This window comes from Staphylococcus sp. AtHG25 (genome assembly GCF_003217445.1).
In the GTDB taxonomy this organism is placed as follows: Bacteria; Bacillota; Bacilli; order Staphylococcales; family Staphylococcaceae; genus Staphylococcus; species Staphylococcus haemolyticus.
On the sequence record NZ_QJSN01000005.1, the window covers coordinates 130347 to 155592 of the forward strand.

The window sequence follows — 25246 nt, forward strand, 5'->3', positions numbered from 1 at the left end:
CCTATTTTTAATTTACATATTTATGATAAAATAATACAAATAAAACAACAAGGAAGGATAAATAAAATGGACTTAATTAATATTGCCTTGGATGGTCCTGCAGCTGCAGGTAAAAGTACTATTGCACGACAAGTAGCTAGTAAATTGTCTATGATTTACGTTGATACAGGTGCAATGTACCGTGCGATTACTTATAAATATCTTCAAAATGATAAACCAGAGGATTTTAAAACACTCGTTAATCAAACAACGTTAGAATTAACCTATGACAAAAGTAAAGGACAACGAATTTTATTAGATAATCAAGACGTCACTGATTTTTTAAGAGAAAATGATGTAACTCAAAATGTATCTTATGTTGCTTCTAAAGAACCTGTTAGAACATTTGCAGTTGAAAAGCAGAAAGATCTAGCAGCTAAAAAAGGAATTGTTATGGATGGCCGAGATATTGGCACAGTAGTATTACCAGATGCAGAATTAAAAGTGTTCATGATCGCTTCAGTTGAAGAAAGAGCTGAAAGACGTCAAAAAGAAAATGAACAAAGAGGTATCCCATCAACACTATCGCAATTAAAAAAAGAAATAGAAGAAAGAGATCATTACGATATGAATCGGGACATTTCACCTTTAAAAAAAGCTGATGACGCCGTCACAGTGGATACAACTGGTAAAACGATTGAGGAAGTAACTGAAGAAATAATGACTTTGGTTAACAATATTTAGATAAATAATGACAGCTATTTAGAGTGATTCGTACTTAACTATGTTTAAAGTGCGAATTATTTTAAATAGCTATTTTTATTCTATATAATTAAAAGTGTTAACTATTAAGCACTTTTTAATCGTATAACATATATTTAGTTCGTATAAAAATTTTAAATTTTCAAAAGTTATAAATCAGTTGAATTTTCATTTTATAATTTTAATAATTGATATTTTTTTTAAGAACTTATGAAACTAAAGGGGAATTTCTTGACAATCATACTGGTTTATAAGATGTTATATGTATGTAGTGTATAAGGAGGCAAACAAGATGACTGAAGAATTCAATGAATCAATGATTAATGATATTAAAGAAGGTGACAAAGTCACTGGTGAGGTTCAACAAGTTGAAGACAAACAAGTCGTAGTTCATATTAATGGTGGCAAATTCAATGGAATCATTCCAATTAGCCAGCTTTCAACTCATCATATTGAGAACCCAAGTGAGGTAGTTAAACAAGGTGATGAAATTGAAGCATATGTTACTAAAATCGAAGTTGATGAAGAAAATGACTCAGGTGCATATATTCTTTCAAAACGTCAACTTGAAACTGAAAAATCATATGAGTATTTACAAGAAAAAATTGATAATGACGAAATAATTGAGGCTAAAGTTACAGAAGTAGTTAAAGGTGGCCTGGTCGTAGATGTAGGTCAACGCGGTTTTGTACCTGCTTCACTAATTTCAACTGATTTCATTGAAGATTTCTCTGTATTCGATGGACAAACTATTCGCATTAAAGTAGAAGAATTAGATCCTGAAAATAATAGAGTCATTTTAAGCCGTAAAGCAGTAGAGCAAGCTGAAAATGATGTAAAAAAAGCTACTTTATTAGAATCACTTAATGCTGGTGATGTTATTAAAGGTAAAGTCGCTCGTCTAACTAACTTTGGTGCTTTTGTTGATATTGGTGGCGTAGATGGTTTAGTCCATGTTTCTGAATTATCTCATGAACATGTTGATTCTCCAGAAGATGTGGTTTCTGTAGGTCAAGAGGTAGATGTAAAAGTTAAGTCTGTAGAAAAAGATGCTGAACGTATTTCACTTTCTATCAAAGATACTTTACCTACACCATTTGAAAGCATTAAAGGACAATTTCATGAAGATGATGATATTGAAGGTAAAGTTGTGCGTTTAGCTAACTTCGGTGCTTTCGTTGAAATTGCTCCAGGTGTTCAAGGTTTAGTGCATATTTCAGAAATTGCTCATGAACATATTGGCACACCAGGTGAAAAACTTGAGCCAGGACAACAAGTTAATGTTAAAATTTTAGGTATAGATGAAGAAAATGAACGTATCTCACTTTCAATTAAAGCTACATTACCTAAAGAGGACGTTGTTGAGAGCGATGATGCTACAACTCAATCTTATTTAAGTAATGATTCAAATGAAGACAATCCAACATTAGGTGATGTCTTTGGCGATAAATTTAAAGACTTAAAATTTTAATTTCAAGTTATCATACAAACTCATTCCCAATTAAAGTTTAAGACTTTAATTGGGAATTTTCATTTTCTCACAATTTAATGGATTATAATGATAATTAAATTATGAAATGTAGCGAGATTTATTGTTTTAAAAACCATATTTTTGCTTAACTTACATACTTTGTTTGAAATAAGTAGGTCATATGATAAAATTATAGAGATTTTAGAAAGAGAGGAAGTTAGCTTATGACGAAACCTATTGTAGCTATTGTAGGTAGGCCTAATGTAGGGAAATCTACAATATTTAATAGAGTAGTAGGTGAACGTGTTTCAATTGTCGAAGACACACCTGGTGTTACACGTGATAGAATTTATTCATCAGGCGAATGGTTAACACATGAATTTAATATTATTGATACTGGTGGAATAGAAATTGGAGATGCTCCATTTCAAACCCAAATAAGAGCACAAGCTGAAATCGCAATTGATGAAGCAGATGTCATTATCTTTATGGTGAACGTTCGAGAAGGTTTAACCCAAAGTGATGAAATGGTTGCACAGATGCTATATAAATCTAAAAAGCCTGTTGTATTGGCCGTTAATAAAGTAGATAACCTTGAAATGAGAAATGACATTTTTGACTTTTACTCATTAGGTTTTGGAGATCCATATCCAATATCAGGATCACACGGCTTAGGTTTAGGGGATTTATTAGATGAGGTAGTTAAGCACTTTAATGAAGAAACTGAAGATCCATATGATGAAGATACTATAAGACTCTCAATAATTGGTCGTCCTAATGTAGGGAAATCTAGTTTAGTAAATGCAATTCTTGGTGAAGAACGCGTTATTGTATCAAATGTTGCAGGAACTACTAGAGATGCTGTTGATACTGAATACAGTTTTGATGGACAAGATTATGTTTTAATAGACACAGCAGGTATGCGTAAAAAAGGGAAAGTGTATGAATCAACTGAAAAATATTCAGTACTACGTGCACTTAAAGCAATTGAACGATCTAATGTAGTCTTGATTGTAATCGATGCTGAGGAAGGTATAATCGAGCAAGATAAACGTGTTGCAGGATATGCTCACGAAGAAGGTAAAGCAGTTGTCATTGTAGTGAATAAATGGGACACAGTTGACAAAGATAGTAACACAATGAAGAAATTTGCTGATGATGTCAGAAATCAGTTCCAATTTTTAGATTATGCTCAAATTGCTTTTGTTTCTGCTAAGGAAGGCACTCGTTTACGCACGTTATTCCCATATATTAATGAAGCAAGCGAAAACCATAAAAAACGTGTTCAAAGTTCTACTTTAAATGAAGTTGTCACTGACGCTATATCTATGAATCCTACGCCAACAGATAAAGGCCGTCGTTTAAATGTATTCTATACTACACAAGTAGCTATCGAGCCTCCAACATTTGTTGTATTCGTTAATGATGTCGAACTAATGCATTTTTCTTACAAACGTTACCTTGAAAATCAAATCCGTCATGCATTTGGTTTTGAAGGAACACCTATTCACATCATTCCAAGAAGAAGAAACTAAGAAGGAGATAAAACTATGACTAAAATTACTGTTTTTGGTATGGGAAGTTTTGGTACTGCATTAGCTAATGTATTAGCTGAAAATGGCCATACTGTTTTAATGTGGGGAAAAAATGAAGATAGTGTGAAAGAATTAAATGATCACCATCAAAATAAACGCTATCTAAAAGATGTCGTTTTAAACAGTAGTATTAAAGCAACTAGTGATATTAAAGAAGCCGTGAATTTTACTGATATATATTTAATGGCTCTACCAACTAAAGCAATGCGCGAAGTTACAAGTGAAATTGATAGTTTAATTAATACTAAGAAAACTTTTATACATGTTGCAAAAGGAATAGAAAATGATACATTCAAACGTGTTTCAGAAATGATTGAAGATTCAATTTCAGAAGAACACAATGGTGGTATCGGTGTTTTATCAGGTCCTAGTCACGCAGAAGAAGTAGTGATTAAACAACCAACTACAGTCGCCGCATCATCAAAAGATGAAAAAGTTAGCAAACTGATTCAAGATTTATTTATGAATGATTATCTACGTGTATACACTAATAATGATTTAGTCGGTGTTGAACTAGGAGGAGCATTAAAAAATATCATTGCAGTTGCAAGTGGTATTGTAGCCGGCATGGGCTATGGTGATAATGCTAAAGCTGCTTTAATGACACGAGGTTTAGCTGAAATAAGCAGATTAGGTGAAAAATTAGGTGCTGATCCAATGACATTTTTAGGTCTTGGTGGTATTGGAGATTTAATTGTTACTTGTACATCAACGCATTCACGTAATTACACTTTAGGATTTAAATTAGGACAAGGCCAAACGATGGATGAAGCTTTAAATGAAATGAATATGGTAGTAGAAGGTATTTATACTACTAATTCTGTATACCATTTAGCTAAACAACAAAATGTTGATATGCCTATAACTAATGCACTTTACAATGTTTTATTCGAAGATAATCCGGTTAAAGACAGTGTTAAAGATTTAATGGGAAGAGATAAAAAATCTGAATAAAGTGTAATATTACTCATTATCAAAAATTTTTCGTAGATTTGTACATAAAATACTGATATTTCAGTGTTTTAAGTGCATAAATTATTGCGGTAACATTAATTGTTGTGTTAAAGTCATAGCATAATGATATAAAGATATCATTATCATTCATCTGGAGGTGAACTCGTAATGAATAAAACTGATTTAATTAATGCAGTTGCAGAACAAGCTGATTTAACTAAAAAAGAAGCTGGTTCAGCTGTAGATGCTATTTTCGAATCAATACAACAATCACTTTCTAAAGGTGAAAAAGTTCAATTAATTGGTTTCGGAAACTTTGAGGTTCGTGAACGTGCTGCACGTAAAGGACGTAACCCTCAAACAGGTAAAGAAATTGAAATTCCTGCAAGTAAAGTTCCAGCATTTAAAGCTGGTAAAGCATTAAAAGATGCTGTTAAATAATTTACTTAAAAGCCCTATAAAGGGCTTTTTTTTATACATAAATCATTATAGAGAATTAATGCATATAATTTATTACTATATTATATATGTTGTTATTCCGTAATAGCTTTTCAATTCAATAAATAAAGTAATTGTAACGTTAAGTCGCTATATTTTATTTTTATTCATATAATGTTAAGATGTATAGTGATAATAACGTGAGGTGTGAACATGGAAAGAACTATAAGCAAATTAAATAGACAAATTAATCAAAAGCTTAAGGGAATTCATGACTATGAAGCTATTAACATAAACTCTAGATTGGGTGAATTATTAGATTGTTATGATATTCCTGAGAATGCTAAACTTGCTTGCCTCACTATCGATACTTCAATGAAACACCTTGATGAAATTACTCAAAATCAAAAGTCAAAAAAATCTATTTTGATTGGTGATTTGCTAAGTGCTCATTTTTATACGTTGTTAGCTGAAATAAATGATCCAACTTTTCAATTAGCAATGAGTAAAGCAATCGTTAAATCTAATGAATTAAAATCATCTATACATCATCAAGTAATAGAAACTGAAGATATCTATGATGCAATTATTGAAATAGAAACAATCTTCCCATATATAACTTTGTCTCATTTCAGTAAAGAACAAGTAGCCGCTTTAAATTTGTATCAAAAATTAATTCCTGAGGTTGATGATTACTATCCATCTTACCTTAAAATGTATCAAGCCGCTGATGTACATCAGTTTTTAAAAGATATCAATCAAAGTTATATAGAGAAAAGTAGAGGTAATATTAATGACTGAAAATAATGCAAAAAAAGAACAAGTTCATACAGTCTTTCAAAATATTTCAAGTAAATATGATCGTTTAAATAACATAATTAGTTTCGAACAACACAAAGTATGGCGCAAACATGTAATGAAAGATATGCACGTTAAAGTTGGTAGTAAAGCACTTGATGTTTGTTGTGGTACTGCTGATTGGACAATAGCCTTAAGTAAAGCAGTTGGTGCTTATGGTGAGGTGACGGGTTTAGACTTTAGTGAAAACATGTTAGAAGTTGGTAAAGAAAAAACTAAACATATGAACAATATTCATTTAGTACATGGCGATGCAATGAATTTACCGTTTGAAGATAATTCATTTGATTATGTAACTATTGGTTTCGGTCTACGTAACGTACCTGATTATTTAGTTGCATTAAAAGAAATGAACAGAGTCTTAAAGCCAGGTGGAATGATTGTTTGTCTTGAAACAAGTCAACCAACAATGCCTGTGTTTAAACAAATTTATAAATTGTACTTTAAATTTGTAATGCCAGTATTTGGTAAATTATTTGCCAAATCAAAAGAAGAATATGAATGGTTACAACAATCTACGTTCGATTTTCCAGATAAGGATAAGTTAAAACAATTGTTTGAACAAGCTGGCTTTAATAAAATTAAAATTCGTAGCTTTACAGGTGGCGTTGCTGCAATGCATCTAGGCTATAAACAAAAAAGTTCGACTAAATAAAAGGTGATTAACGTGGCAAAGTTAAACATGAATAGCGAGATAAAAAATGTAGAAAAACGCCTTCAAAAAGCTATTGAAAGCAATGATCCAATATTACGTGAAACCTCATCACATTTGCTTTCTTCAGGAGGTAAAAGAGTTAGACCTGCATTTGTTATATTAAGTAGTCAATTCGGTCCACAAAAGAAAACAGAAGACACGTATCGCGTCGCAGTTGCATTAGAGTTAATTCATATGGCAACGCTCGTTCATGATGATGTTATAGATAAGAGTGACAAACGACGTGGACGATTAACCATAGTAAAAAAATGGGATGTTACTACTGCAATACTAACTGGAAACTTTCTACTAGCATTAGGACTGGAACATTTATCTGAAATTCGTGACAATCGAATTCATCACATAATTTCAAATTCAATTGTAAATGTAGGACTTGGTGAGTTATTCCAATTTCAAGATCAATTTAATAGCGAACAAAGTATTACTAACTATCTGAGACGTATCAATAGAAAAACAGCTTTATTAATTCAGCTAGCAACTGAAGTAGGAGCAATTACTTCAGAAGCTAATGATGAAACCATTCGAAAACTTAAAATGATAGGTCATTATATCGGTATGAGTTTCCAAATAGTAGATGATATTTTGGATTTCACGAGCACTGAAAAGAAACTTGGCAAACCAGTTGGTAGCGATTTAATGAATGGACATATAACGTTACCAGTATTACTTGAAATGAAAAAAGATACGTCATTTAAGAAAAAAATTTCTACTCTAAATCATCAATCTGAATCTCAAGAGTTTAAACCTCTAATTGAACAGATTAGAAATTCTTATAGTATAAAAGAATCAAAAGCAATTAGTGATAAATATTTAGCTAAGGCGCTTAAGTTAATTGATGAACTTGATGAACCCAATGCTCAAAGTCTTTTTATTAAATTAATAAAGAAAATGGGATCACGTAGTGTTTAGAACGAAAAAATATTGAAAGCGCTTTAACAACCTGTTACTATTGAATAGTAGCAGGTTGTTTGTTACACAATATTACTATACATAAATAAACATTTATATTTTAAGTCTTAAATTAATCAGACTTAATTCACAGGGGGGATCAATTACGATGGAAAGAACTTTCTTAATGATTAAACCAGATGCAGTACAACGTAATTTAGTGGGAGAAATTATTTCACGTATTGAAAGAAAAGGGTTAAAACTTGTCGGTGCTAAATTAATGACAGTTCCTCAATCTCTAGCTGAAGAACACTATTCCGAACATACTGACAAGCCATTCTATGATAAATTAATTTCATTTATTACTTCAGCACCTGTTTTTGCAATGGTTGTCGAAGGTGAAGACGCTGTAGATGTATCAAGACATATTATAGGTAAAACAAATCCTTCTGAAGCTACGCCAGGTTCTATAAGAGGAGATTTAGGTTTAACAGTAGGAAGAAACGTAATTCATGGTTCTGATTCAGTTGAATCAGCACAAAGAGAGATTAATTTATGGTTCAAAGAAGAGGAATTAAGTAGCTACGAAGCACCTAGAGATACTTGGTTATATGAATAGTAAATTGAAATATTTTATTAAGCGTTTACAATTCAAATTGGCTTTAGTTGATTGAAATAAGTAATTTCTTAAATTAAGCATATATTCAACATTTTAAAGGTAGGACAATGAATTCTGTCCTACCTTCTTTTTTTAATTTGAATATTAAATCACTAATCTATCATTTGATAATTATTAAAATATTCTAATAAATTAAAAAATACTGTAGCACACTAGTTATGTTATAAGGTTGAATGTGATATGATAACCCATATCACAATTTAACGTAGTAAAGGGAAAGGAGCGTATTCTCATGAGATATTTAACATCTGGAGAATCACATGGTCCTCAATTAACAGTAATTATTGAAGGTGTGCCTGCTAATTTAGAAATTAAAGCGGAAGATATAAATAAAGAAATGTTTAAACGTCAAGGTGGCTACGGTAGAGGACGTCGTATGCAAATTGAAAAAGATGCAGTAGAGATTGTATCAGGAGTCAGAAATGGATATACACTTGGTAGTCCAATTACGATTGTTGTCACAAATGATGATTTCACTCATTGGAGAAATATTATGGGTATTGAGCCTATTTCTGATGAAGAAAGAGATAATATGAAACGTACGATTACAAAACCCCGTCCTGGACACGCAGATTTAATCGGTGGTATGAAATATAATCATAGAGATTTAAGAAATGTTTTAGAACGTTCATCGGCTCGAGAGACAGCAGCACGTGTTGCAGTAGGTGCAGTATCTAAAATTCTTCTAGAACAATTAGACATTCACATGTATAGTCGTGTTGTTGAAATTGGTGGTATTAAAGATGAAGGTTTATATGATACTGAAACATTCAAACAAAATATTGATAAGAATGACGTACGTGTAATTGATGAAACTATCGCTCAAAAAATGAGAGATAAAATTGATGCTGCTAAAAAAGATGGCGATTCCATTGGTGGTGTTGTTCAAGTTATGGTTGAAAATATGCCTGTTGCAGTCGGTAGTTATGTGCAATATGATCGTAAATTAGATGGTCGTATAGCACAAGGTGTTGTAAGTATTAACGCATTTAAAGGAGTAAGCTTCGGTGAAGGATTCAAAGCTGCTGAAAAACCAGGTAGCGAAATTCAAGACGAAATTTTATATGATAATGAAAGTGGATTCTATAGAGGCTCCAATCATTTAGGTGGCTTTGAAGGTGGAATGACAAATGGTATGCCAATTATTGTTAATGGTGTTATGAAGCCAATTCCTACTTTATATAAACCACTTAATTCCGTTGATATTAATACTAAAGAAGACTTCAAAGCCACGATTGAACGATCTGACAGTTGTGCAGTACCTGCAGCAAGTGTTGTTTGTGAACATGTTGTTGCTTTTGAGGTTGCTAAAGCCATTACAGAAGAGTTTCAATCCAATCATATCGATCAGCTAAAAGCCCAAATTGATGAACGAAGACGCCTTAATATTGAATTCTAATAAATTGTTAGGTAAGGAACGAGGTATTTCATATGCAATTACAAACAACCTATCCAAATAATAATTATCCAATTATAGTTGAACATAATGCTTTCGAGGAGTTATCTGAATATATACAAGACTATGATAAAGTGTTTCTTATCATTGATGAGTACGTCGATTTTAACTTTAAAACTAAGTTTACACTGTTACTTGAATCAACACATATATATAAGATAATAGTTCCAGCTGGTGAGAAGATGAAGACGTTTGAACATTATCAACAAACGCTAGAACACCTTCTTGAATACAATTTAACACGTAATACTTGTTTAGTTGCGATAGGTGGCGGTGCTACTGGAGATTTCACTGGATTTCTTGCTTCATCTTTATTAAGAGGTGTTGATTTCATACAAGTACCTACAACAATACTTGCCCATGACTCTAGCGTGGGAGGTAAAGTAGGGATTAATTCCATTCACGGTAAAAATTTAATTGGCGCATTTTATAGACCAAAAGCTGTGATATACGATTTAAATTTCTTAGCAACATTGCCTTATGACGAAATACTAAGTGGGTATGCTGAAGTTTATAAGCATGCACTATTAACAGGTCAAGTTGCAGTAGATGATATTGAAAAGCACTTCTCCACAAAAGAAAAACTAGAATCTTTGAATGATATAGATCAGTTTATCTTCAAAGGAATTAAAGCTAAACTAAACGTCATCATTAAAGATGAAAAAGAGCACAATATGCGAAAGTATTTAAATTTAGGACATACATTCGGTCATGCCGTTGAGTACAAGACTAAAATACCACATGGTCATGCTGTTATGATTGGAATGATTTACCAATTTATAGTTGCTAATACTTTACTTGATACACAATTCGACATCTCATATTATGCTAACTATTTAAAGAAACTTCATTATCCAGTTCAAATTGTTCAGCAATTAAACTTTGATGATATGTATCACTATATGCTAACTGATAAGAAAAATAATGGTGAAGGTATTCAAATGGTATTACTTGAAGAACTTGGAAAACCACGAGTATGTCACGTTGAAAAAACTATATTAATAAAAGCATTTAACGATTTACAACTAGTATTAAAGTAGGTGGATTACAGTATGTCAAATGAGCAAATAATAGATATAAAAGGGCCTTTAATTGGAGAAATTGAAGTGCCCGGAGACAAGTCAATGACCCATCGAGCGATTATGTTGGCGTCTTTAGCAACTGGTCAATCGACTATATATAAGCCTCTTTTGGGTGAAGATTGTTTACGCACAATAGAAATATTTAAATTATTAGGTGTTAACTTACAGCTTGCTGATGAAAAGATTATAGTTGATTCACCTGGTTATAATAAATTTAAAACACCACATCAAACACTATATACTGGAAATTCTGGTACTACAACCCGATTATTAGCTGGTTTACTAAGTGGGCTCAATCTAAATTGCGTTTTGTCCGGTGATGCTTCAATAGGTAAGCGACCTATGGATAGAATAATGAAGCCACTCAGATTAATGGGGGCAAATATTACTGGCATTGATGATAATTTTACACCATTAATTATTAAACCTGCTTCAATTAATGGTATTACCTATAAAATGGAAGTAGCCAGTGCACAAGTCAAAAGTGCATTATTATTTGCAAGTCTATTTTCTAATGACAGTTCTAAAATTACTGAGTTAGATGTAAGTCGAAATCATACTGAAACAATGTTTGAACATTTTAATATTCCGATTAGCATTTCTGGTAAAGAAATTATTACTCAACCAAATGCTATCGAACATATAAAAGCTAAAGATTTTTATGTGCCTGGTGATATTTCTTCAGCAGCATTTTTTATAGTGGCAGCACTTATTACTCCTGGTAGTGATATTACAATTCATAATGTTGGCATCAATCCGACTCGTTCAGGTATTATAGATATCGTTAAACAAATGGAAGGAAATATTGAATGTTTAAATATTACAGATACATCAGAACCTACTGCATCAATCCGTGTTAAATACACACCAAACTTAAAACCTGTTCTTATTGAAGGTGATATAGTTCCAAAAGCTATTGACGAGTTACCAATTATTGCACTATTGTGTACACAAGCAAGTGGTACTAGTATTATTAAAGATGCAGAAGAATTAAAAGTGAAAGAAACTAATCGAATTGATACGACTGCAGACATGCTCGGTTTATTAGGGTTTGAATTGCAACCCACTGATGACGGACTTATTATTCATCCTTCAGAATTTAAAAAAACAGCAACCGTAGATAGTTTAACAGATCACCGAATAGGGATGATGTTAGCTATTGCATCATTATTAAGTGATGAACCACTGAATATCCGTCAGTTTGATGCAGTAAATGTATCGTTCCCAGGTTTCCTTCCTAAATTAATGCTTTTAGAAAATGAGGGATAAAACAGTATGGAAGATATCTATAAATTAATAGACGATATCAATCTTCAAAAATTAGATAATTTAGACTCTCGTGTAGATGATGCTTTAGCTTCTAATAATGACGATGCATTATTTATTCTTGGTGAAACCCTATATAATTTTGGTTTAACACCTCAAGGTCTTGAGGTATTTAGAACTTTATATCATAAATATCCAGATGAAAGTGAATTACTTATATATTTTATTGAAGGTCTAATGTCAGAGAATCAAACTGATGAAGCATTAGAATATTTAAGTCAAGTTACAATATCAACAGAAAAATTAATGTTAGAGGCTGATTTATATCAGCAAATTAATATGACAGAAGTTGCCATTGATAAATTAATTGAAGCTAGGGAATTAGAGCCAAATGATCCAATCATACATTTCGCATTAGCTGAGATGCTATATTTTGATGGTCAATATTTGCGCGCTACACGTGAATATGAAGTCGTATTAGATACTGGTGAATACGAAGTGAATGGTATTAATTTATTTGCTCGTATGGCAGATTGTGCATTACAAAGTGGTAACTATAGTGATGCGATTAATTTATATGATGAAATTAATGAAGATGAAATGACTTCTGAAGATTTCTTCAAAAAAGCAATCGCGTATGAAAAAAATGATATCACTCATGAAGCCATTAAAATTACTAAGAACCTTCTATCGAAAGATCCCGATTTTATTCAAGGATATTTCTATTTACAATCACTTTATGAAAATGAAAAAAATTTTCTTGATGCCATTGAGACCGGCAAAGAGGGGTTACGTTTAAATCAATTTTATAAAGAATTGATGGTTTCAACAGGAAGTTTAGAAATTGAACATGGTGATGCAAATGAAGGTGTTGAATTACTAAAACAAGCACTTGAAGTGGACAATGCTTATCATGAACCTTTATTAATTTTGAGTGATTTGTTCCGAAATGAAGAAGATTATGAAGCAATCATCGCATTGCTATCATATGTGGATGAAGATGATTTGGACCCTGTATTCATGTGGCATTTAGCTCATGCATTTAGCCAAGAAGAACGTGATAAAGAAGCACAACATTTCTTTGAACTAGCTTATCCTACAATGAAAACTCAAAGCGCTTTCTTAAGTGACTATTACTATTATTTAATCGAAATCGGTTATAAAGAAAAAGCGCAAACAATATTACAACAATTAATAAAAATGGACCCTAGTAATGAGACATGGCAAGAAGAAGCCAATCGTCTTGATTATTAATGTAGGTGATTCTTTTGACTCAAACACTTACACAAATGAAACAAAGTTATATTGAATATGCTTTGTTTCATTATCATTTTAAATCACGAATTAGCGTGTGGATTTTAAATTATATTAAATCTCATACCGAGTTACTAGAACATGTACATTTTGTAAATCAAAGAATATTTGACCATGAAACGTTAGAACTTGCTTTAACAAATACAGATGCACCAGCAATTAGATTAGTTAAAAATAATCACTTACTCATCAATACAAATGAGATATTCGAATACGTAACAACTCATCATAACGACTTCGATATTCTTATTCATTTTTCCGACCAACACTCGATAGATTTTAGATTCAATGATTTAATTATTCATCAATTAATGTACTCTCCTCAGTACATGGCTTATCTAAACACAATTTATAATTTACCTCTCGATTCTACAAAAGTGCATTCGCTAGTAGAACACTTACGACATAATATAGATTTAAGCTTACAACTTAATGATCGAGAACATTTTTACCAATTAACACAGATTTTAGAAGTCCTTGAAAACCGATAAAGTCATAAAGGAATTTAATCACATGCTTACATTAAAACAGATGTGGGAGTTAACCTTATATCGCCACTCTTGCTTAATCTTTTTACTTATTTGCAACATACTCGGTACCTTATATGGATTTATTTGGTATGGTGATCAATTAGTTAAAACACCTTGGTATTTCTTGCCATTTATACCAGATAGCCCAATCGCTTCACTTTTTTTGTGTATTGTTATTATTTGTCTCATTTTTAATAAGCATATCCCATTTGTTGAGGCGCTTGCATTCGTAACTTTACTTAAATATGGATTTTGGGCAATAATAATGAATATTCTCATGCTTAATCTAGATCATAACTTAACCATAATGAATGTTTTTTTGATTATGAGTCATGGTATTATGGCGATTCAAGCTATTTATTTCTATCCTCGTTTAAAAATTAGGATTAGTGGGCTATTAGTGGCAATGATCTGGGTATTTAACAATGACTATATGGATTATGTTTTAAATAAGTATCCGTACTATGATTTTATTGAACAGCACAAAGAGATGGTAGGCTATATTGCTTTCTGGCTAAGTGTTTTTTCACTAAGTTTATATTATAATTTTAAAAAAATCTTATCGGTTAAATTATTTGATTAAATACAAGATAGTCAGTAGAATATGATTAAAGGAGAGTGGAATTATTGTCTATAATGTCTTATATAATATATATTGTCATTATTATGCTCATTCCTATGTGGGCACAACACAAAGTAAAATCTAACTATGAAAAATATGCACAAGTAAGATCAACAAGTGGTAAAACTGGTCGCGAGGTAGCAGAAGAAATACTCCATGCAAATGGTATTTATGATGTTGACGTAGTAAAGGGTGAAGGTTTCTTAACAGACCACTATGATCCTAAAAAGAAAGTTGTTTGTTTATCTCCTGCAAACTTTGATAGACCTTCAGTAGCTGGTACAGCTATTGCTGCACACGAAGTTGGACATGCGATTCAACATCAACAAGGGTATGCATTTTTAAGATTTAGAAGTGCATTAGTACCACTAGCTAATTTAGGTAGTTCATTAAGTTACATGATTATCATGTTAGGTATCATCTTAACAGCTATGGGTAGTGCATTTGGCTCAACAGCCTTATGGATTGGTGCTGGGTTAATGTCACTTGCAGTCTTATTCTCAATCGTAACTTTACCTGTTGAATTTGACGCAAGTTCAAGAGCAATGAAACAAATAACTGCATTAAACATTGTAAATGAAAAAGAATATAAACATGCTAAAAAGGTTCTTTCAGCCGCTGCAATGACTTATGTTGCTGCTACTGCGACAGCTGTTGCAGAACTAGTTAGAATTATTCTAATCGCTAAAGCAAGTGATAATTAATGAAATTAGGATTATAGGTATAAAAAACAATGATGTAAAAACTACTATAAATTTTTAGTAGTTATTTAAAACTTTGAATGTTCAAGTACCAAAATTTTTAACTTTAGATATCTTTATAAGAGAGTAGAACAATGAATTCAAGATGAATTCTGTTCTGCTCCTTTTTTATTTTTTAAATATAGCAGTATGATTTAAAATATAGTCTGTTCTTTTCATATTCATAAAATGCATGATTTTTTAATATGATATATACTTAATAAGAGTCAATAATAAAGGAGAAAGTGATCGTAATGAAATCTATGAAAGAAATGCAAAATGAAGTGGATGCGTACATTGGACAATTCAAAGCTGGTTATTTTTCTCCACTGGCAAATTTAGCACGTTTAACAGAAGAAGTTGGAGAACTTGCTAGAGAGATAAACCACTATCATGGTGAAAAGAAAAAGAAAGAAACTGAAGAAGATAATACAATTAAAGCTGAATTAGGAGACAATTTATTTGTTTTACTTTGTATAGCTAATTCATTAGATATTGATATGACTGAAAGTTTTAATGAAACAATGGAAAAGTTCAACACTAGAGATAAAAATCGTTTTGAACGCAAATAAATATAAACAAGAGGAGGATAGATTTTCATGAAAATAGGTATCACATGTTATCCATCTATGGGCGGTTCTGGTATTATTGCTACTGAGCTAGGAATAAAAATGGCAGAAAGAGGCCATGAAGTACATTTTATAACTTCCAATATTCCTTTTAGAATACGTAAACCTTTACCTAATATTACTTTTCATCAAGTTGAAGTAAATCAATATGCAGTCTTTCAATATCCTCCATATGATATTACTTTGAGTACTAAAATTTCAGAAGTTATAAAGGAATACGATTTAGATGTATTACACATGCACTATGCAGTACCTCATGCAGTTTGTGGAATTTTAGCACGTCAAATGTCTGGAAAAGATATTAAAATAATGACCACGTTACACGGTACTGATATCACAGTGCTAGGTTACGACCATTCACTCAAAGGCGCCATTAAATTTGGGATTGAGCAAAGTGATATTGTTACAAGTGTGAGTCACTCTTTAGCACATCAAACTAAATCAATCATTGAAACCGAGAAAGAAATTGTTCCTATTTATAATTTTGTGCGTGAAAATGAATTTCCAACGCGTCATGATGAAACGCTTAAAGAAGTATATGGTATTAAACCTGATGAAAAGGTACTTATACATGTATCTAATTTTAGAAAAGTGAAACGCATAGATACTATATTAGAGACATTTGCTAAAGTTCATAAAAACATACCAAGTAAATTAATCTTGTTAGGAGACGGTCCTGAATTATTAGACATGAGAAAGTTAGCGCGTCACTTAGGTATCGATAGTGATGTACTATTCTTAGGCAAGCAAGACCAAGTAAGTGAATTTTACCAAATGTCTGATTTAGTACTTCTATTAAGTGAAAAAGAAAGCTTTGGATTAACTTTGCTTGAGGCAATGAAAACAGGAGTAGTGCCGATAGGTTCTAATGCTGGTGGGATTAAAGAGGTTATTAAACATGATGAGACTGGTTTCATTGTGGATATAGGAGATAGCACTAGTGCAAGTGAATATGCGTTACAACTGCTTTCAAATAAAGAATTATATAATAAAATGCAAACTGCTATGTTAAAGGATATTGATGTACGATTTGGTTCAGAATTAATAACTGATCAATATGAACACTACTATAGAAAAATGTTAAATCAAAAAGAGGATTAGTATGGGAACAGAACTATTTAATCAAGCAAAATCCATTTTAGAAAAAATAGAACAACATGGATTTGAAGCATATTTCGTTGGTGGATCGGTGAGAGATTACTTAATGAACAGACCCATTCACGACATCGATATTACTACTAGTGCTACACCAGATGAAATAGAAACAATATTTGACAAGACTATCCCAATCGGGAGAGAGCATGGCACTATAAATGTCGTGTATCAAGGAACAAATTATGAAGTAACAACCTTCAGAGCTGAAGCAGAGTATGTTGATCATCGTAGGCCTAGTGAAGTCTATTTCGTGCGTGATTTAAAAGAAGATTTACAACGTCGTGACTTTACAATTAATGCAATTGCCATGGATAAAAATTTTAATATTTATGACTATTTTGACGGTAATGCAGCATTGAATCAACATATTATTAAAACTGTTGGTGATGCTAAAGAACGGTTTAAAGAGGATGCATTACGCATTTTAAGAGGCTTACGCTTTCAATCCCAATTGAATTTTACTATAGAAGGTGATACTTTTGAGGCGATGAAACATCAAATCGCAGATGTAGAACATTTATCTATAGAACGCATTGTCGTGGAATTAAAAAAATTAATTAAAGGTCAAAATGTAAGTCAAAGCTACCTAAACCTAATAGGTTTGAATTTCTTTAATTATGTACCTTTCTTTAGAAGTCTTGATATGAAGCAAACTAAAGTTAATTCACCAATAAGCTTTGAATTATGGTTAGCAATATTAATGACTGTTGAACAAACAAATACTTCACTTTCTTACTTAAATATAAGCAACAATGAGAAAATCAAAATCAATCAATATCATAAAATAATGCTAGAGATGCCTCATGTTTCATCTAAAGATCAATTAAAATTATTCGTTTATGACTATGGTATGAATAATATTTTAGATATCATTGCTATTAATTCAATACTTGAAGACAATAACATTAAAGTAGCCTCTCCGTTAATATTTAATCTTCAATCAATAAAAAAAATTGATCAACATTTACCTATTAGAAGTCGTAGAGATCTAAATATTAATGGTGGAGATATACTTAGAATTACGTCTAAAAAAAGTGGCCCTTGGCTGAAAGAAGTTCTTAGACAAATAGAAAATGATGTGTTAACAAATAAAGTTCCAAATTTAAAAGATGAATTATTGAAGTGGGTGAAAGAGAATGTCAAAATATAGTCAAGATGTTATACGTATGCTATATATGCATCAATCTGAATATATTTCGGGACAATATATTGCTGATCAGCTAAATATTTCTAGAGCAGCTGTTAAAAAAGTCATTGATCAATTAAAAAAAGATGGTTGCAAAATCGAATCTATCAATCATAAAGGCCACCAACTAAATGAACTCCCAGATAGTTGGTATAATGGTATTGTATCTTATATTTTAAAAAATTCACAACTAGCTTCGGAGATAAAAGTATTTGAAAGTGTTGAATCAACTCAGATTATTGCTAAGCAAGAATTGGTAGATAATAATAAGTCTATGATTATATTAAGTGACGAACAAACAAAAGGAAGAGGTCGATTTAATCGTAATTGGGCTTCTTCAAAAGGAAAAGGTTTATGGATGTCTCTAGTATTGCGTCCAAATGTACCTTTTTCAATGATCCCAAAATTTAACTTGTTTATTGCTTTAGGAATTAGGGATGCAATACAATCTTTCACGAATGATAAAGTAGAAATTAAATGGCCGAACGATATCTATATTGCTGATAAAAAAGTATGTGGCTTTTTAACTGAAATGATAGCAAATTACGATTCAATTGACGCTATTATTTGTGGTATAGGTATTAATTTAAATCACAGTGACAGTGATTTCTCTGATGATATTAAACAGAGAGCAACAAGCATTCGTTTACATAGTAATAATAAAATTAATCGATACTCATTTTTAGAAAAGCTCATTTCATCAATCGAAAAACGATATTCACAATTTTTAACAAAGTTTTTTTCAGAAATTCGAAATGAGTATATTGAAGCCTCAAATATATGGCAACGACAATTGCGTTTCACTGAAAACGACAAACAATTTATAGGTGAAGCAATCGATATTGATGACGATGGTTTCTTAATAGTTAGAGACGAAAATAATGAAGTTAGACGCCTTATTAGTGCGGATATAGATATATAATGCGAATGACATGAAGATAAGGAGAGTTAGTTATGGGACACACAAGTTATGCAGTTGTAGATTTAGAGACAACTGGCAATCAACTTGATTATGATGAAATTATACAAATTGGTATTACTTTTGTAAGTAACAATAAAATATCTGGGACTTATCATTCTATGATTCGTACTGATTTGGAAATTCCTCCATTCATCCAAGCGTTGACTTCTATTGAAGATACCATGTTAGAGCAAGCCCCTTATTTTCATGAAATTGCACAAGAAATTTACAAACAATTGAAAGATTGTGTGTTCGTTGCTCATAATGTTGATTTTGACTTAAATTTTATAAAAAAAGCCTTTCAAAACTGTAATATAGATTTTGAACCTAAAAAGGTTCTGGATACGTTAGAAGTATTTAAAATTGCTTATCCTACTGATAAGAGTTATCAACTTAGTGAATTAGCAGAGGCACACGACATACCCTTAGACAACGCACATAGAGCTGATGAAGACGCTACTACTACTGCATTACTAATGATTAAAGCCTTTCAAAAATTCGAACAACTACCAATAGATACATTAAAACAACTCTATTATTTAAGTAAAAATTTAAAATATGACTTATTTAATGTCTTGTTTGAAATGGTACGTCAACATGAAAATTCATCTTTAGATAATCAATACGGTCAATTCGAACAAATAATTTATAAAAAGCAAATTGATTTAAAAGCACCTAAAACAACATTTAATGGATCACTTAAAGAATTGTATAGTGAAGTAGTTAAGTCACTTAATCTAACATATCGTCCACAACAACTATATTTATCTGAAATCATCCTAGAGCAACTCATGCACAATGATAAAGCGATGATTGAAGCACCTTTAGGTAGTGGAAAGTCATTGGCATATCTTTTGGCAGCTTTGATGTATAACATTGAAACTGGACGTCATGTCATGATTTCGACTAATACTAAACTGTTGCAAAATCAACTTTTGCTAAAAGATATTCCGAGTATCAATCAAGCACTAAACTTTAAAATTAATGCCACACTTATAAAAAGTAAATCTGAATACATTTCACTTGGATTAATTAGTCAGATTTTGAAAGATGAAACTACCAACTATGAAGTTAATATTTTAAAAATGCAATTATTGACCTGGATTATCGAAACGGAAACTGGAGATATTCAAGATTTAAATCTTAAAGGTGGCCAGAAAATGTATTTTGACCAAAAGATTGAAACTTATGTACCAGTTAGACATGATATACATTATTACAATGACATCAAACGAAATGCACATCATATTCAAATCGGAATCACTAATCATGCACATCTCATACACTCAGACCAAGAGAATTCAATTTATCAACTTTTCGATGATTGTATAATTGATGAGGCACATCGTTTACCTGACTATGCATTAAACCAAGTCACTAATGAACTCGATTATTCAGATTTAAAATATCAACTTGGTTTAATAGGAAAAAATGAAAATGAAAAATTATTAAAAGCGATTGATAAACTAGAACAACAACGAATTTTAGAACGTTTAGATATCGCACCGATAGATGTATTCGGTTTAAAAATGAATATATCAGAAATACATGATTTAAATGAACGTCTATTTAATCATATATTCGAAATCATTCAAAACTCTGACGTTTATGATGATGATATACATCGACACCATTATGTATTTGAATTTGATTCAACTCAGATACTTAAAGATTTGCATTTGATTGTTGATAAGATAAATAAGACATTAGAAATTTTTAATGGTATGACGCACAAAACAATTAAGACTTTACGCAAACAACTTTTATATATTAATGATACTTATCGAAATATAGAGCAGAGTTTAAAAGATAAACATACTGCTTACTTATCCATTAGGAATCTAACTCAAAAGTCAACTATTAAATTGATTGTTAAAGATTATGCAGTTCGTGATATTTTAACGACTCGCATTTTAGATAAATTTAATTCATTAACATTTATTTCTGGAACATTGACGTTTAATCATAAATTTGATGCCTTTAAAAATTGGTTTAAAGAAGATGTGCATTTTAACACGTATCAAGTTCCATCGACACTATCTAATCACACGAATACGAACGTGTTTATTCCTAATGATGTTAGTTCTTATAACTTCAAAAATATCGATGATTACGTAGCATCTATAGTGGATTATATTCAAGAGTATGTAACAATCACTGATTCGAAATGTTTAGTGTTATTTACAAGCTACCGTATGATGCACATGGTACAAGAGTTATTAAATGAATTACCCACTTTTGAAGACTATGTAGTACTTACACAACAACAAAATCAAAACTATAAAATTGTTCAACAATTTAATAATTTTGATAAGACAATTTTACTTGGCACAGCAACGTTTTTCGAAGGTTTTGATTATCAAGCTAAAGGTATTAAATGTGTTATGATAGCTAAACTTCCATTTATGAATAAATACAATACGAAACATTGGCTTATGGATTCTGAATTTGATTCTACCTTTAAGGACTATGTTTTACCCGACGCAGTTACTCGTTTTAGACAAGGTTTAGGTCGTTTAATTCGCAATGAAGATGATCAAGGGTTGATTGTCTCTTTTGATGATCGTCTTGTAAGCAGTAACTATAAAAACTTTTTTGCTCAAACTTTAGAAAATTATAAGCAAAAAAAGGGCGATATTAAACAATTTAGCAAACTTGTTAACAAAATCCAACATAATATTGATGCTAATAAATGATTCAAACTGTTATACATTGAGATAGTATGTTTACATGCTAGAACTTCACAATTTATTTTGTTAAAATAAATAAGTACTGATTACAAAGAATGACAATTAGGAGATTGGTTATGAAAACAACGATTAAACAAGCTAAACAACATCTTAACCAAGAAGTGACTATTGGTGCTTGGTTAACAAATAAACGTTCAAGTGGCAAGATTGCCTTTTTACAATTACGTGATGGTAGTGGCTTTATGCAAGGTGTAGTGGTTAAATCAGAGGTTTCTGAAGAAACATTCCAACTAGCTAAAGAAATTACACAAGAATCATCACTTTATGTGACTGGTGTTATCACAGAAGATAACCGTTCAGATTTAGGCTACGAAATGCAAGTGAAATCAATTGAAGTTATTCACGAAGCACATGATTATCCAATTACACCTAAAAATCACGGTACTGAATTTTTAATGGATCATAGACATTTATGGTTGCGTTCAAAAAAACAACATGCTGTTATGAAAATCAGAAATGAAATTATTAGAGCGACATACGAATTCTTTAATGAAAATGGATTCACTAAAATTGATCCTCCAATCTTAACAGCAAGTGCTCCAGAAGGAACAAGTGAATTATTCCATACTAAGTACTTTGATGAAGATGCTTTCCTTTCTCAAAGTGGTCAATTATATATGGAAGCAGCTGCAATGGCTCATGGTCGTGTATTCTCATTTGGACCAACTTTCAGAGCTGAAAAATCTAAAACTCGACGCCATTTGATTGAATTCTGGATGATTGAACCAGAAATGGCATTTACAAATCATGTGGAAAGTTTAGAAGTCCAAGAACAGTATGTATCACATGTCGTTAAATCTGTACTTAATAATTGTCAATTAGAACTTAAAGCACTAGATAGAGATACGAGTAAACTTGAAAAGGTTTCAGCACCTTTCCCAAGAATTTCTTATGATGATGCAATTAAGTTCTTAAAAGAAGAAGGTTTCGATGATATTGAGTGGGGCGAGGACTTCGGTGCACCACATGAAACTGCTATTGCAAATCATTATGATTTACCTGTATTTATTACAAATTATCCAACTAAAATTAAACCATTCTATATGCAACCAAATCCAGAGAATGAAGAAACAGTTTTATGTGCAGATTTAATTGCACCAGAGGGTTATGGTGAAATCATTGGTGGTTCTGAACGTATTAATGATTTAGAATTATTAGAACAACGTATAGATGAACATCAATTAGACACTGAAAGTTATAACTATTATTTAGACTTACGTCGTTATGGTAGTGTGCCACATAGCGGATTTGGATTAGGGTTAGAGAGAACTGTTGCTTGGATTTCTGGTGTGGAACACGTAAGAGAAACTGCTCCATTCCCACGATTATTAAATCGTTTATATCCATAAGTTCTAATCCCACATACCATATTAATTTACTCGTCCAGTCAGCATGTTGACTGGACGCTTTTTCAACTTTAAAGAGGGGGAATATCAATTTGAATAAAATTCAACTCAAAACACGTCCTGTCGTCGTTAGAAGAGAATTATTTGACCATTATAGTGAATTAGGACTGACAGAAAAAGATTTAATTATTTTAATTAAATTGATTTATGCCTCTGAAACAACAAATAAACAACCATCCATCGATGAGTTGAAATTAGGCTCAGATATGGAACCACGTGAAATAACTAGCATCATTCAGCATTTAATTCAAAGGGATTTATTACAACTTCATGTAAAAAAGGACGAAGAAGGTAAATTTACGGAATATATGAATTTAGATGGTTTCTATGAAAAATTAAGCAATATTTTATCTCAAGATCATTCAAAACAACTAACAAATCAATCTCAACAAAATTTTAAAGACCTTTTCCAATATATAGAATCCTTGTTTGCTAGACCTATTTCACCATATGAAATTGAAACACTTAATCAATGGATTGACACAGACAAGCATGACTTTACTTTAATTAGAGCAGCGTTAGATGAAGCATATAGTCATGACAAACTTAGTTTCAAGTACGTAGATCGTATATTGTTAAATTGGAAAAAGAATAATGTCACAACTACTGAAGAATCTAAGAAAATAAGAGAACAATTTAACAAGCCATCTATGACACATACGGTTAATCATATACCAAAATTTGATTGGTTAAATGGGGAGAAGTTAGATGATAAGTAAAAAGAAAGCACTAGAAATGATAGATGTCATAGCTGATATGTTTCCAAATGCTGAATGCGAGCTCAAACATGATAATGCTTTCGAATTAACAATTGCAGTCCTTTTATCAGCTCAATGTACCGATAATTTAGTAAATAAAGTTACACGTACGCTTTTTCAAAAGTATAAAACACCTCAAGACTACTTGAATGTGGATATCGAAGAACTGCAAAATGATATACGTTCGATTGGCTTATATCGTAACAAAGCGAAAAATATACAAAAGCTTTGTCAGTCACTACTCGAACAATTCAATGGTCAAATTCCTAGTACTCATAAAGAATTAGAAAGTTTAGCTGGAGTCGGTCGTAAAACAGCAAATGTTGTTATGAGTGTAGCTTTCGATGAGCCATCATTAGCAGTTGATACGCATGTTGAACGTGTTTCTAAGCGACTAGGAATTAATAGATGGAAAGATAATGTGACACAAGTAGAGGATAGATTATGTAGTATTATTCCAAAGGAAAGATGGAGTAGAAGTCATCATCAACTTATCTTCTTTGGTCGCTACCATTGTTTAGCTAGAAAGCCTAAGTGTGACATATGTCCCTTACTAAATGATTGTAGAGAAGGGCAAAAACGTATGAAAGGACAATTAAAGGAAGCTTGATTAAATGATTAATAAACAAGAATTTGATGAAATTGAAGAGTTACTTGATGAATACACTAAACAAAGAGCATTAAATTCATCAAACGCTAAGCCAGTAATCGATAAGTACTTTGATTTAATAATTCAATTTTTTAAAGAAATTAATGAAATTAAAACTATTGATTTCAAATTATTAGATCAATACCCAGTAGTTCCAATGAACTTTGAAGAACGCTATCGATATATGTTAGCTAGAAAATATCACTTTATGGGTTATAGTCAAATGAAGACTTTAAAAAATGAGTTAATTAAAATGAATGCGTCATACCAAATTAGAAGAAAGCGACAAAGTTAATACTATAACAGTAATTAGCCAGTAAAATGAGTTATTTAATTCATCTACTGGCTTATATTTATACTCAAATATTTAAGTTTGTATCAATGATTATAAAGAAAGGCAATT

Annotated in this window: 25 protein-coding genes; all 25 read left to right on the top strand. The window is 31.5% G+C overall.

The window, feature by feature from the left end:
- Window positions 1–66 precede the first annotated feature (66 nt).
- The 25 genes from cmk (at window position 67) to BDW31_RS06085 (ending at window position 25138) form a co-directional block, all read left to right on the top strand.
- Window positions 67–723 carry a (d)CMP kinase gene (cmk, locus tag BDW31_RS05965; protein ID WP_011275729.1) on the top strand — a complete coding sequence of 219 codons (657 nt, stop codon included), beginning with the start codon at window positions 67–69 and terminating at the stop codon, window positions 721–723.
- Window positions 724–1033: 310 nt separating this feature from the next.
- Window positions 1034–2212, top strand: a complete 1179-nt coding sequence (gene rpsA / locus BDW31_RS05970; protein WP_037550484.1) for a 30S ribosomal protein S1 — start codon at window positions 1034–1036, stop codon at window positions 2210–2212.
- 224 nt (window positions 2213–2436) lie between these two features.
- Window positions 2437–3747, top strand: coding sequence for a ribosome biogenesis GTPase Der (gene der, locus BDW31_RS05975; protein ID WP_053026656.1), 1311 nt, complete (start codon window positions 2437–2439; stop codon window positions 3745–3747).
- A 15-nt stretch (window positions 3748–3762) separates the two neighbouring features.
- Complete coding sequence (locus BDW31_RS05980) at window positions 3763–4761, top strand: NAD(P)H-dependent glycerol-3-phosphate dehydrogenase (protein ID WP_037550479.1); 999 nt, start codon at window positions 3763–3765, stop codon at window positions 4759–4761.
- A 168-nt stretch (window positions 4762–4929) separates the two neighbouring features.
- Window positions 4930–5202, top strand: coding sequence for an HU family DNA-binding protein (locus BDW31_RS05985; RefSeq protein WP_053024457.1), 273 nt, complete (start codon window positions 4930–4932; stop codon window positions 5200–5202).
- 210 nt (window positions 5203–5412) lie between these two features.
- Window positions 5413–6000, top strand: coding sequence for a heptaprenyl pyrophosphate synthase subunit A (locus BDW31_RS05990; protein WP_053024456.1), 588 nt, complete (start codon window positions 5413–5415; stop codon window positions 5998–6000).
- Window positions 5993–6712: a demethylmenaquinone methyltransferase gene (locus tag BDW31_RS05995; RefSeq protein WP_037550475.1), complete on the top strand. Its 720-nt coding sequence runs from the start codon at window positions 5993–5995 to the stop codon at window positions 6710–6712. The genes BDW31_RS05990 and BDW31_RS05995 overlap by 8 nt, the downstream gene beginning before the upstream one ends.
- 12 nt (window positions 6713–6724) lie before the next feature.
- Window positions 6725–7681 (top strand): polyprenyl synthetase family protein, encoded by a 957-nt coding sequence (locus tag BDW31_RS06000; protein ID WP_037550473.1) that lies wholly within the window; start codon window positions 6725–6727, stop codon window positions 7679–7681.
- Window positions 7682–7829: 148 nt separating this feature from the next.
- Entirely contained in the window at window positions 7830–8279 is a 450-nt protein-coding gene (ndk, locus tag BDW31_RS06005) for a nucleoside-diphosphate kinase (RefSeq protein WP_037550471.1), read from the top strand.
- A gap of 292 nt (window positions 8280–8571) precedes the next feature.
- The gene (aroC, locus tag BDW31_RS06010) at window positions 8572–9738 is read left to right on the top strand and encodes a chorismate synthase (RefSeq protein ID WP_037550469.1); all 1167 of its coding nucleotides are present in this window, start codon (window positions 8572–8574) and stop codon (window positions 9736–9738) included.
- A 32-nt stretch (window positions 9739–9770) separates the two neighbouring features.
- The gene (gene aroB, locus BDW31_RS06015) at window positions 9771–10835 is read left to right on the top strand and encodes a 3-dehydroquinate synthase (RefSeq protein ID WP_053024454.1); all 1065 of its coding nucleotides are present in this window, start codon (window positions 9771–9773) and stop codon (window positions 10833–10835) included.
- A 12-nt stretch (window positions 10836–10847) separates the two neighbouring features.
- Window positions 10848–12146 (top strand): 3-phosphoshikimate 1-carboxyvinyltransferase, encoded by a 1299-nt coding sequence (aroA, locus tag BDW31_RS06020; protein ID WP_053024453.1) that lies wholly within the window; start codon window positions 10848–10850, stop codon window positions 12144–12146.
- A 6-nt stretch (window positions 12147–12152) separates the two neighbouring features.
- Window positions 12153–13397, top strand: a complete 1245-nt coding sequence (locus BDW31_RS06025; protein WP_110709336.1) for a tetratricopeptide repeat protein — start codon at window positions 12153–12155, stop codon at window positions 13395–13397.
- Window positions 13398–13411: 14 nt separating this feature from the next.
- On the top strand, window positions 13412–13948 hold the full coding sequence (locus tag BDW31_RS06030) for a YpiB family protein (protein ID WP_053024451.1): 537 nt from the start codon (window positions 13412–13414) through the stop codon (window positions 13946–13948).
- 22 nt (window positions 13949–13970) lie between these two features.
- A complete protein-coding gene (locus BDW31_RS06035) occupies window positions 13971–14570 on the top strand; it encodes a DUF1405 domain-containing protein (protein ID WP_053024450.1) in 600 nt (199 codons plus the stop codon).
- Between the two features lie 44 nt (window positions 14571–14614).
- The gene (locus BDW31_RS06040; RefSeq protein WP_037550453.1) at window positions 14615–15313 is read left to right on the top strand and encodes a zinc metallopeptidase; all 699 of its coding nucleotides are present in this window, start codon (window positions 14615–14617) and stop codon (window positions 15311–15313) included.
- Between the two features lie 290 nt (window positions 15314–15603).
- On the top strand, window positions 15604–15921 hold the full coding sequence (locus tag BDW31_RS06045; protein WP_011275748.1) for a nucleotide pyrophosphohydrolase: 318 nt from the start codon (window positions 15604–15606) through the stop codon (window positions 15919–15921).
- Between the two features lie 27 nt (window positions 15922–15948).
- On the top strand, window positions 15949–17079 hold the full coding sequence (gene bshA, locus BDW31_RS06050) for an N-acetyl-alpha-D-glucosaminyl L-malate synthase BshA (protein ID WP_037550450.1): 1131 nt from the start codon (window positions 15949–15951) through the stop codon (window positions 17077–17079).
- 1 nt (window position 17080) lies between these two features.
- A complete protein-coding gene (locus BDW31_RS06055) occupies window positions 17081–18283 on the top strand; it encodes a CCA tRNA nucleotidyltransferase (protein WP_053024449.1) in 1203 nt (400 codons plus the stop codon).
- Complete coding sequence (locus tag BDW31_RS06060; RefSeq protein WP_037550444.1) at window positions 18270–19241, top strand: biotin--[acetyl-CoA-carboxylase] ligase; 972 nt, start codon at window positions 18270–18272, stop codon at window positions 19239–19241. Before BDW31_RS06055 ends, BDW31_RS06060 begins: the two co-directional genes overlap by 14 nt.
- 32 nt (window positions 19242–19273) lie before the next feature.
- A complete protein-coding gene (locus tag BDW31_RS06065; protein WP_110709338.1) occupies window positions 19274–21976 on the top strand; it encodes a helicase C-terminal domain-containing protein in 2703 nt (900 codons plus the stop codon).
- Window positions 21977–22086: 110 nt separating this feature from the next.
- Entirely contained in the window at window positions 22087–23379 is a 1293-nt protein-coding gene (gene asnS / locus BDW31_RS06070) for an asparagine--tRNA ligase (RefSeq protein WP_053024447.1), read from the top strand.
- An 89-nt stretch (window positions 23380–23468) separates the two neighbouring features.
- The gene (locus tag BDW31_RS06075; RefSeq protein WP_037550435.1) at window positions 23469–24155 is read left to right on the top strand and encodes a DnaD domain-containing protein; all 687 of its coding nucleotides are present in this window, start codon (window positions 23469–23471) and stop codon (window positions 24153–24155) included.
- The gene (gene nth, locus BDW31_RS06080) at window positions 24145–24804 is read left to right on the top strand and encodes an endonuclease III (RefSeq protein ID WP_037550432.1); all 660 of its coding nucleotides are present in this window, start codon (window positions 24145–24147) and stop codon (window positions 24802–24804) included. The genes BDW31_RS06075 and nth overlap by 11 nt, the downstream gene beginning before the upstream one ends.
- Window positions 24805–24808: 4 nt before the next feature.
- A complete protein-coding gene (locus BDW31_RS06085) occupies window positions 24809–25138 on the top strand; it encodes a YpoC family protein (RefSeq protein WP_037550426.1) in 330 nt (109 codons plus the stop codon).
- The last annotated feature ends 108 nt before the right edge of the window (window positions 25139–25246 follow it).

What these genes read in the sequence shown, in the direction of transcription:
- cmk (WP_011275729.1), top strand. Translation starts at nt 67, where the DNA reads ATGGACTTAATTAATATTGCCTTGGATGGTCCTGCAGCTGCAGGTAAA.
- rpsA (WP_037550484.1), top strand. Translation starts at nt 1,034, where the DNA reads ATGACTGAAGAATTCAATGAATCAATGATTAATGATATTAAAGAAGGT.
- BDW31_RS05980 (WP_037550479.1), top strand. Translation starts at nt 3,763, where the DNA reads ATGACTAAAATTACTGTTTTTGGTATGGGAAGTTTTGGTACTGCATTA.
- BDW31_RS06045 (WP_011275748.1), top strand. Translation starts at nt 15,604, where the DNA reads ATGAAATCTATGAAAGAAATGCAAAATGAAGTGGATGCGTACATTGGA.
- aroC (WP_037550469.1), top strand. Translation starts at nt 8,572, where the DNA reads ATGAGATATTTAACATCTGGAGAATCACATGGTCCTCAATTAACAGTA.
- BDW31_RS05990 (WP_053024456.1), top strand. Translation starts at nt 5,413, where the DNA reads ATGGAAAGAACTATAAGCAAATTAAATAGACAAATTAATCAAAAGCTT.
- ndk (WP_037550471.1), top strand. Translation starts at nt 7,830, where the DNA reads ATGGAAAGAACTTTCTTAATGATTAAACCAGATGCAGTACAACGTAAT.
- aroB (WP_053024454.1), top strand. Translation starts at nt 9,771, where the DNA reads ATGCAATTACAAACAACCTATCCAAATAATAATTATCCAATTATAGTT.
- nth (WP_037550432.1), top strand. Translation starts at nt 24,145, where the DNA reads ATGATAAGTAAAAAGAAAGCACTAGAAATGATAGATGTCATAGCTGAT.
- BDW31_RS05985 (WP_053024457.1), top strand. Translation starts at nt 4,930, where the DNA reads ATGAATAAAACTGATTTAATTAATGCAGTTGCAGAACAAGCTGATTTA.
- BDW31_RS06085 (WP_037550426.1), top strand. Translation starts at nt 24,809, where the DNA reads ATGATTAATAAACAAGAATTTGATGAAATTGAAGAGTTACTTGATGAA.
- BDW31_RS05995 (WP_037550475.1), top strand. Translation starts at nt 5,993, where the DNA reads ATGACTGAAAATAATGCAAAAAAAGAACAAGTTCATACAGTCTTTCAA.
- BDW31_RS06060 (WP_037550444.1), top strand. Translation starts at nt 18,270, where the DNA reads ATGTCAAAATATAGTCAAGATGTTATACGTATGCTATATATGCATCAA.
- BDW31_RS06055 (WP_053024449.1), top strand. Translation starts at nt 17,081, where the DNA reads ATGGGAACAGAACTATTTAATCAAGCAAAATCCATTTTAGAAAAAATA.
- asnS (WP_053024447.1), top strand. Translation starts at nt 22,087, where the DNA reads ATGAAAACAACGATTAAACAAGCTAAACAACATCTTAACCAAGAAGTG.
- aroA (WP_053024453.1), top strand. Translation starts at nt 10,848, where the DNA reads ATGTCAAATGAGCAAATAATAGATATAAAAGGGCCTTTAATTGGAGAA.
- BDW31_RS06025 (WP_110709336.1), top strand. Translation starts at nt 12,153, where the DNA reads ATGGAAGATATCTATAAATTAATAGACGATATCAATCTTCAAAAATTA.
- der (WP_053026656.1), top strand. Translation starts at nt 2,437, where the DNA reads ATGACGAAACCTATTGTAGCTATTGTAGGTAGGCCTAATGTAGGGAAA.
- bshA (WP_037550450.1), top strand. Translation starts at nt 15,949, where the DNA reads ATGAAAATAGGTATCACATGTTATCCATCTATGGGCGGTTCTGGTATT.
- BDW31_RS06065 (WP_110709338.1), top strand. Translation starts at nt 19,274, where the DNA reads ATGGGACACACAAGTTATGCAGTTGTAGATTTAGAGACAACTGGCAAT.
- BDW31_RS06035 (WP_053024450.1), top strand. Translation starts at nt 13,971, where the DNA reads ATGCTTACATTAAAACAGATGTGGGAGTTAACCTTATATCGCCACTCT.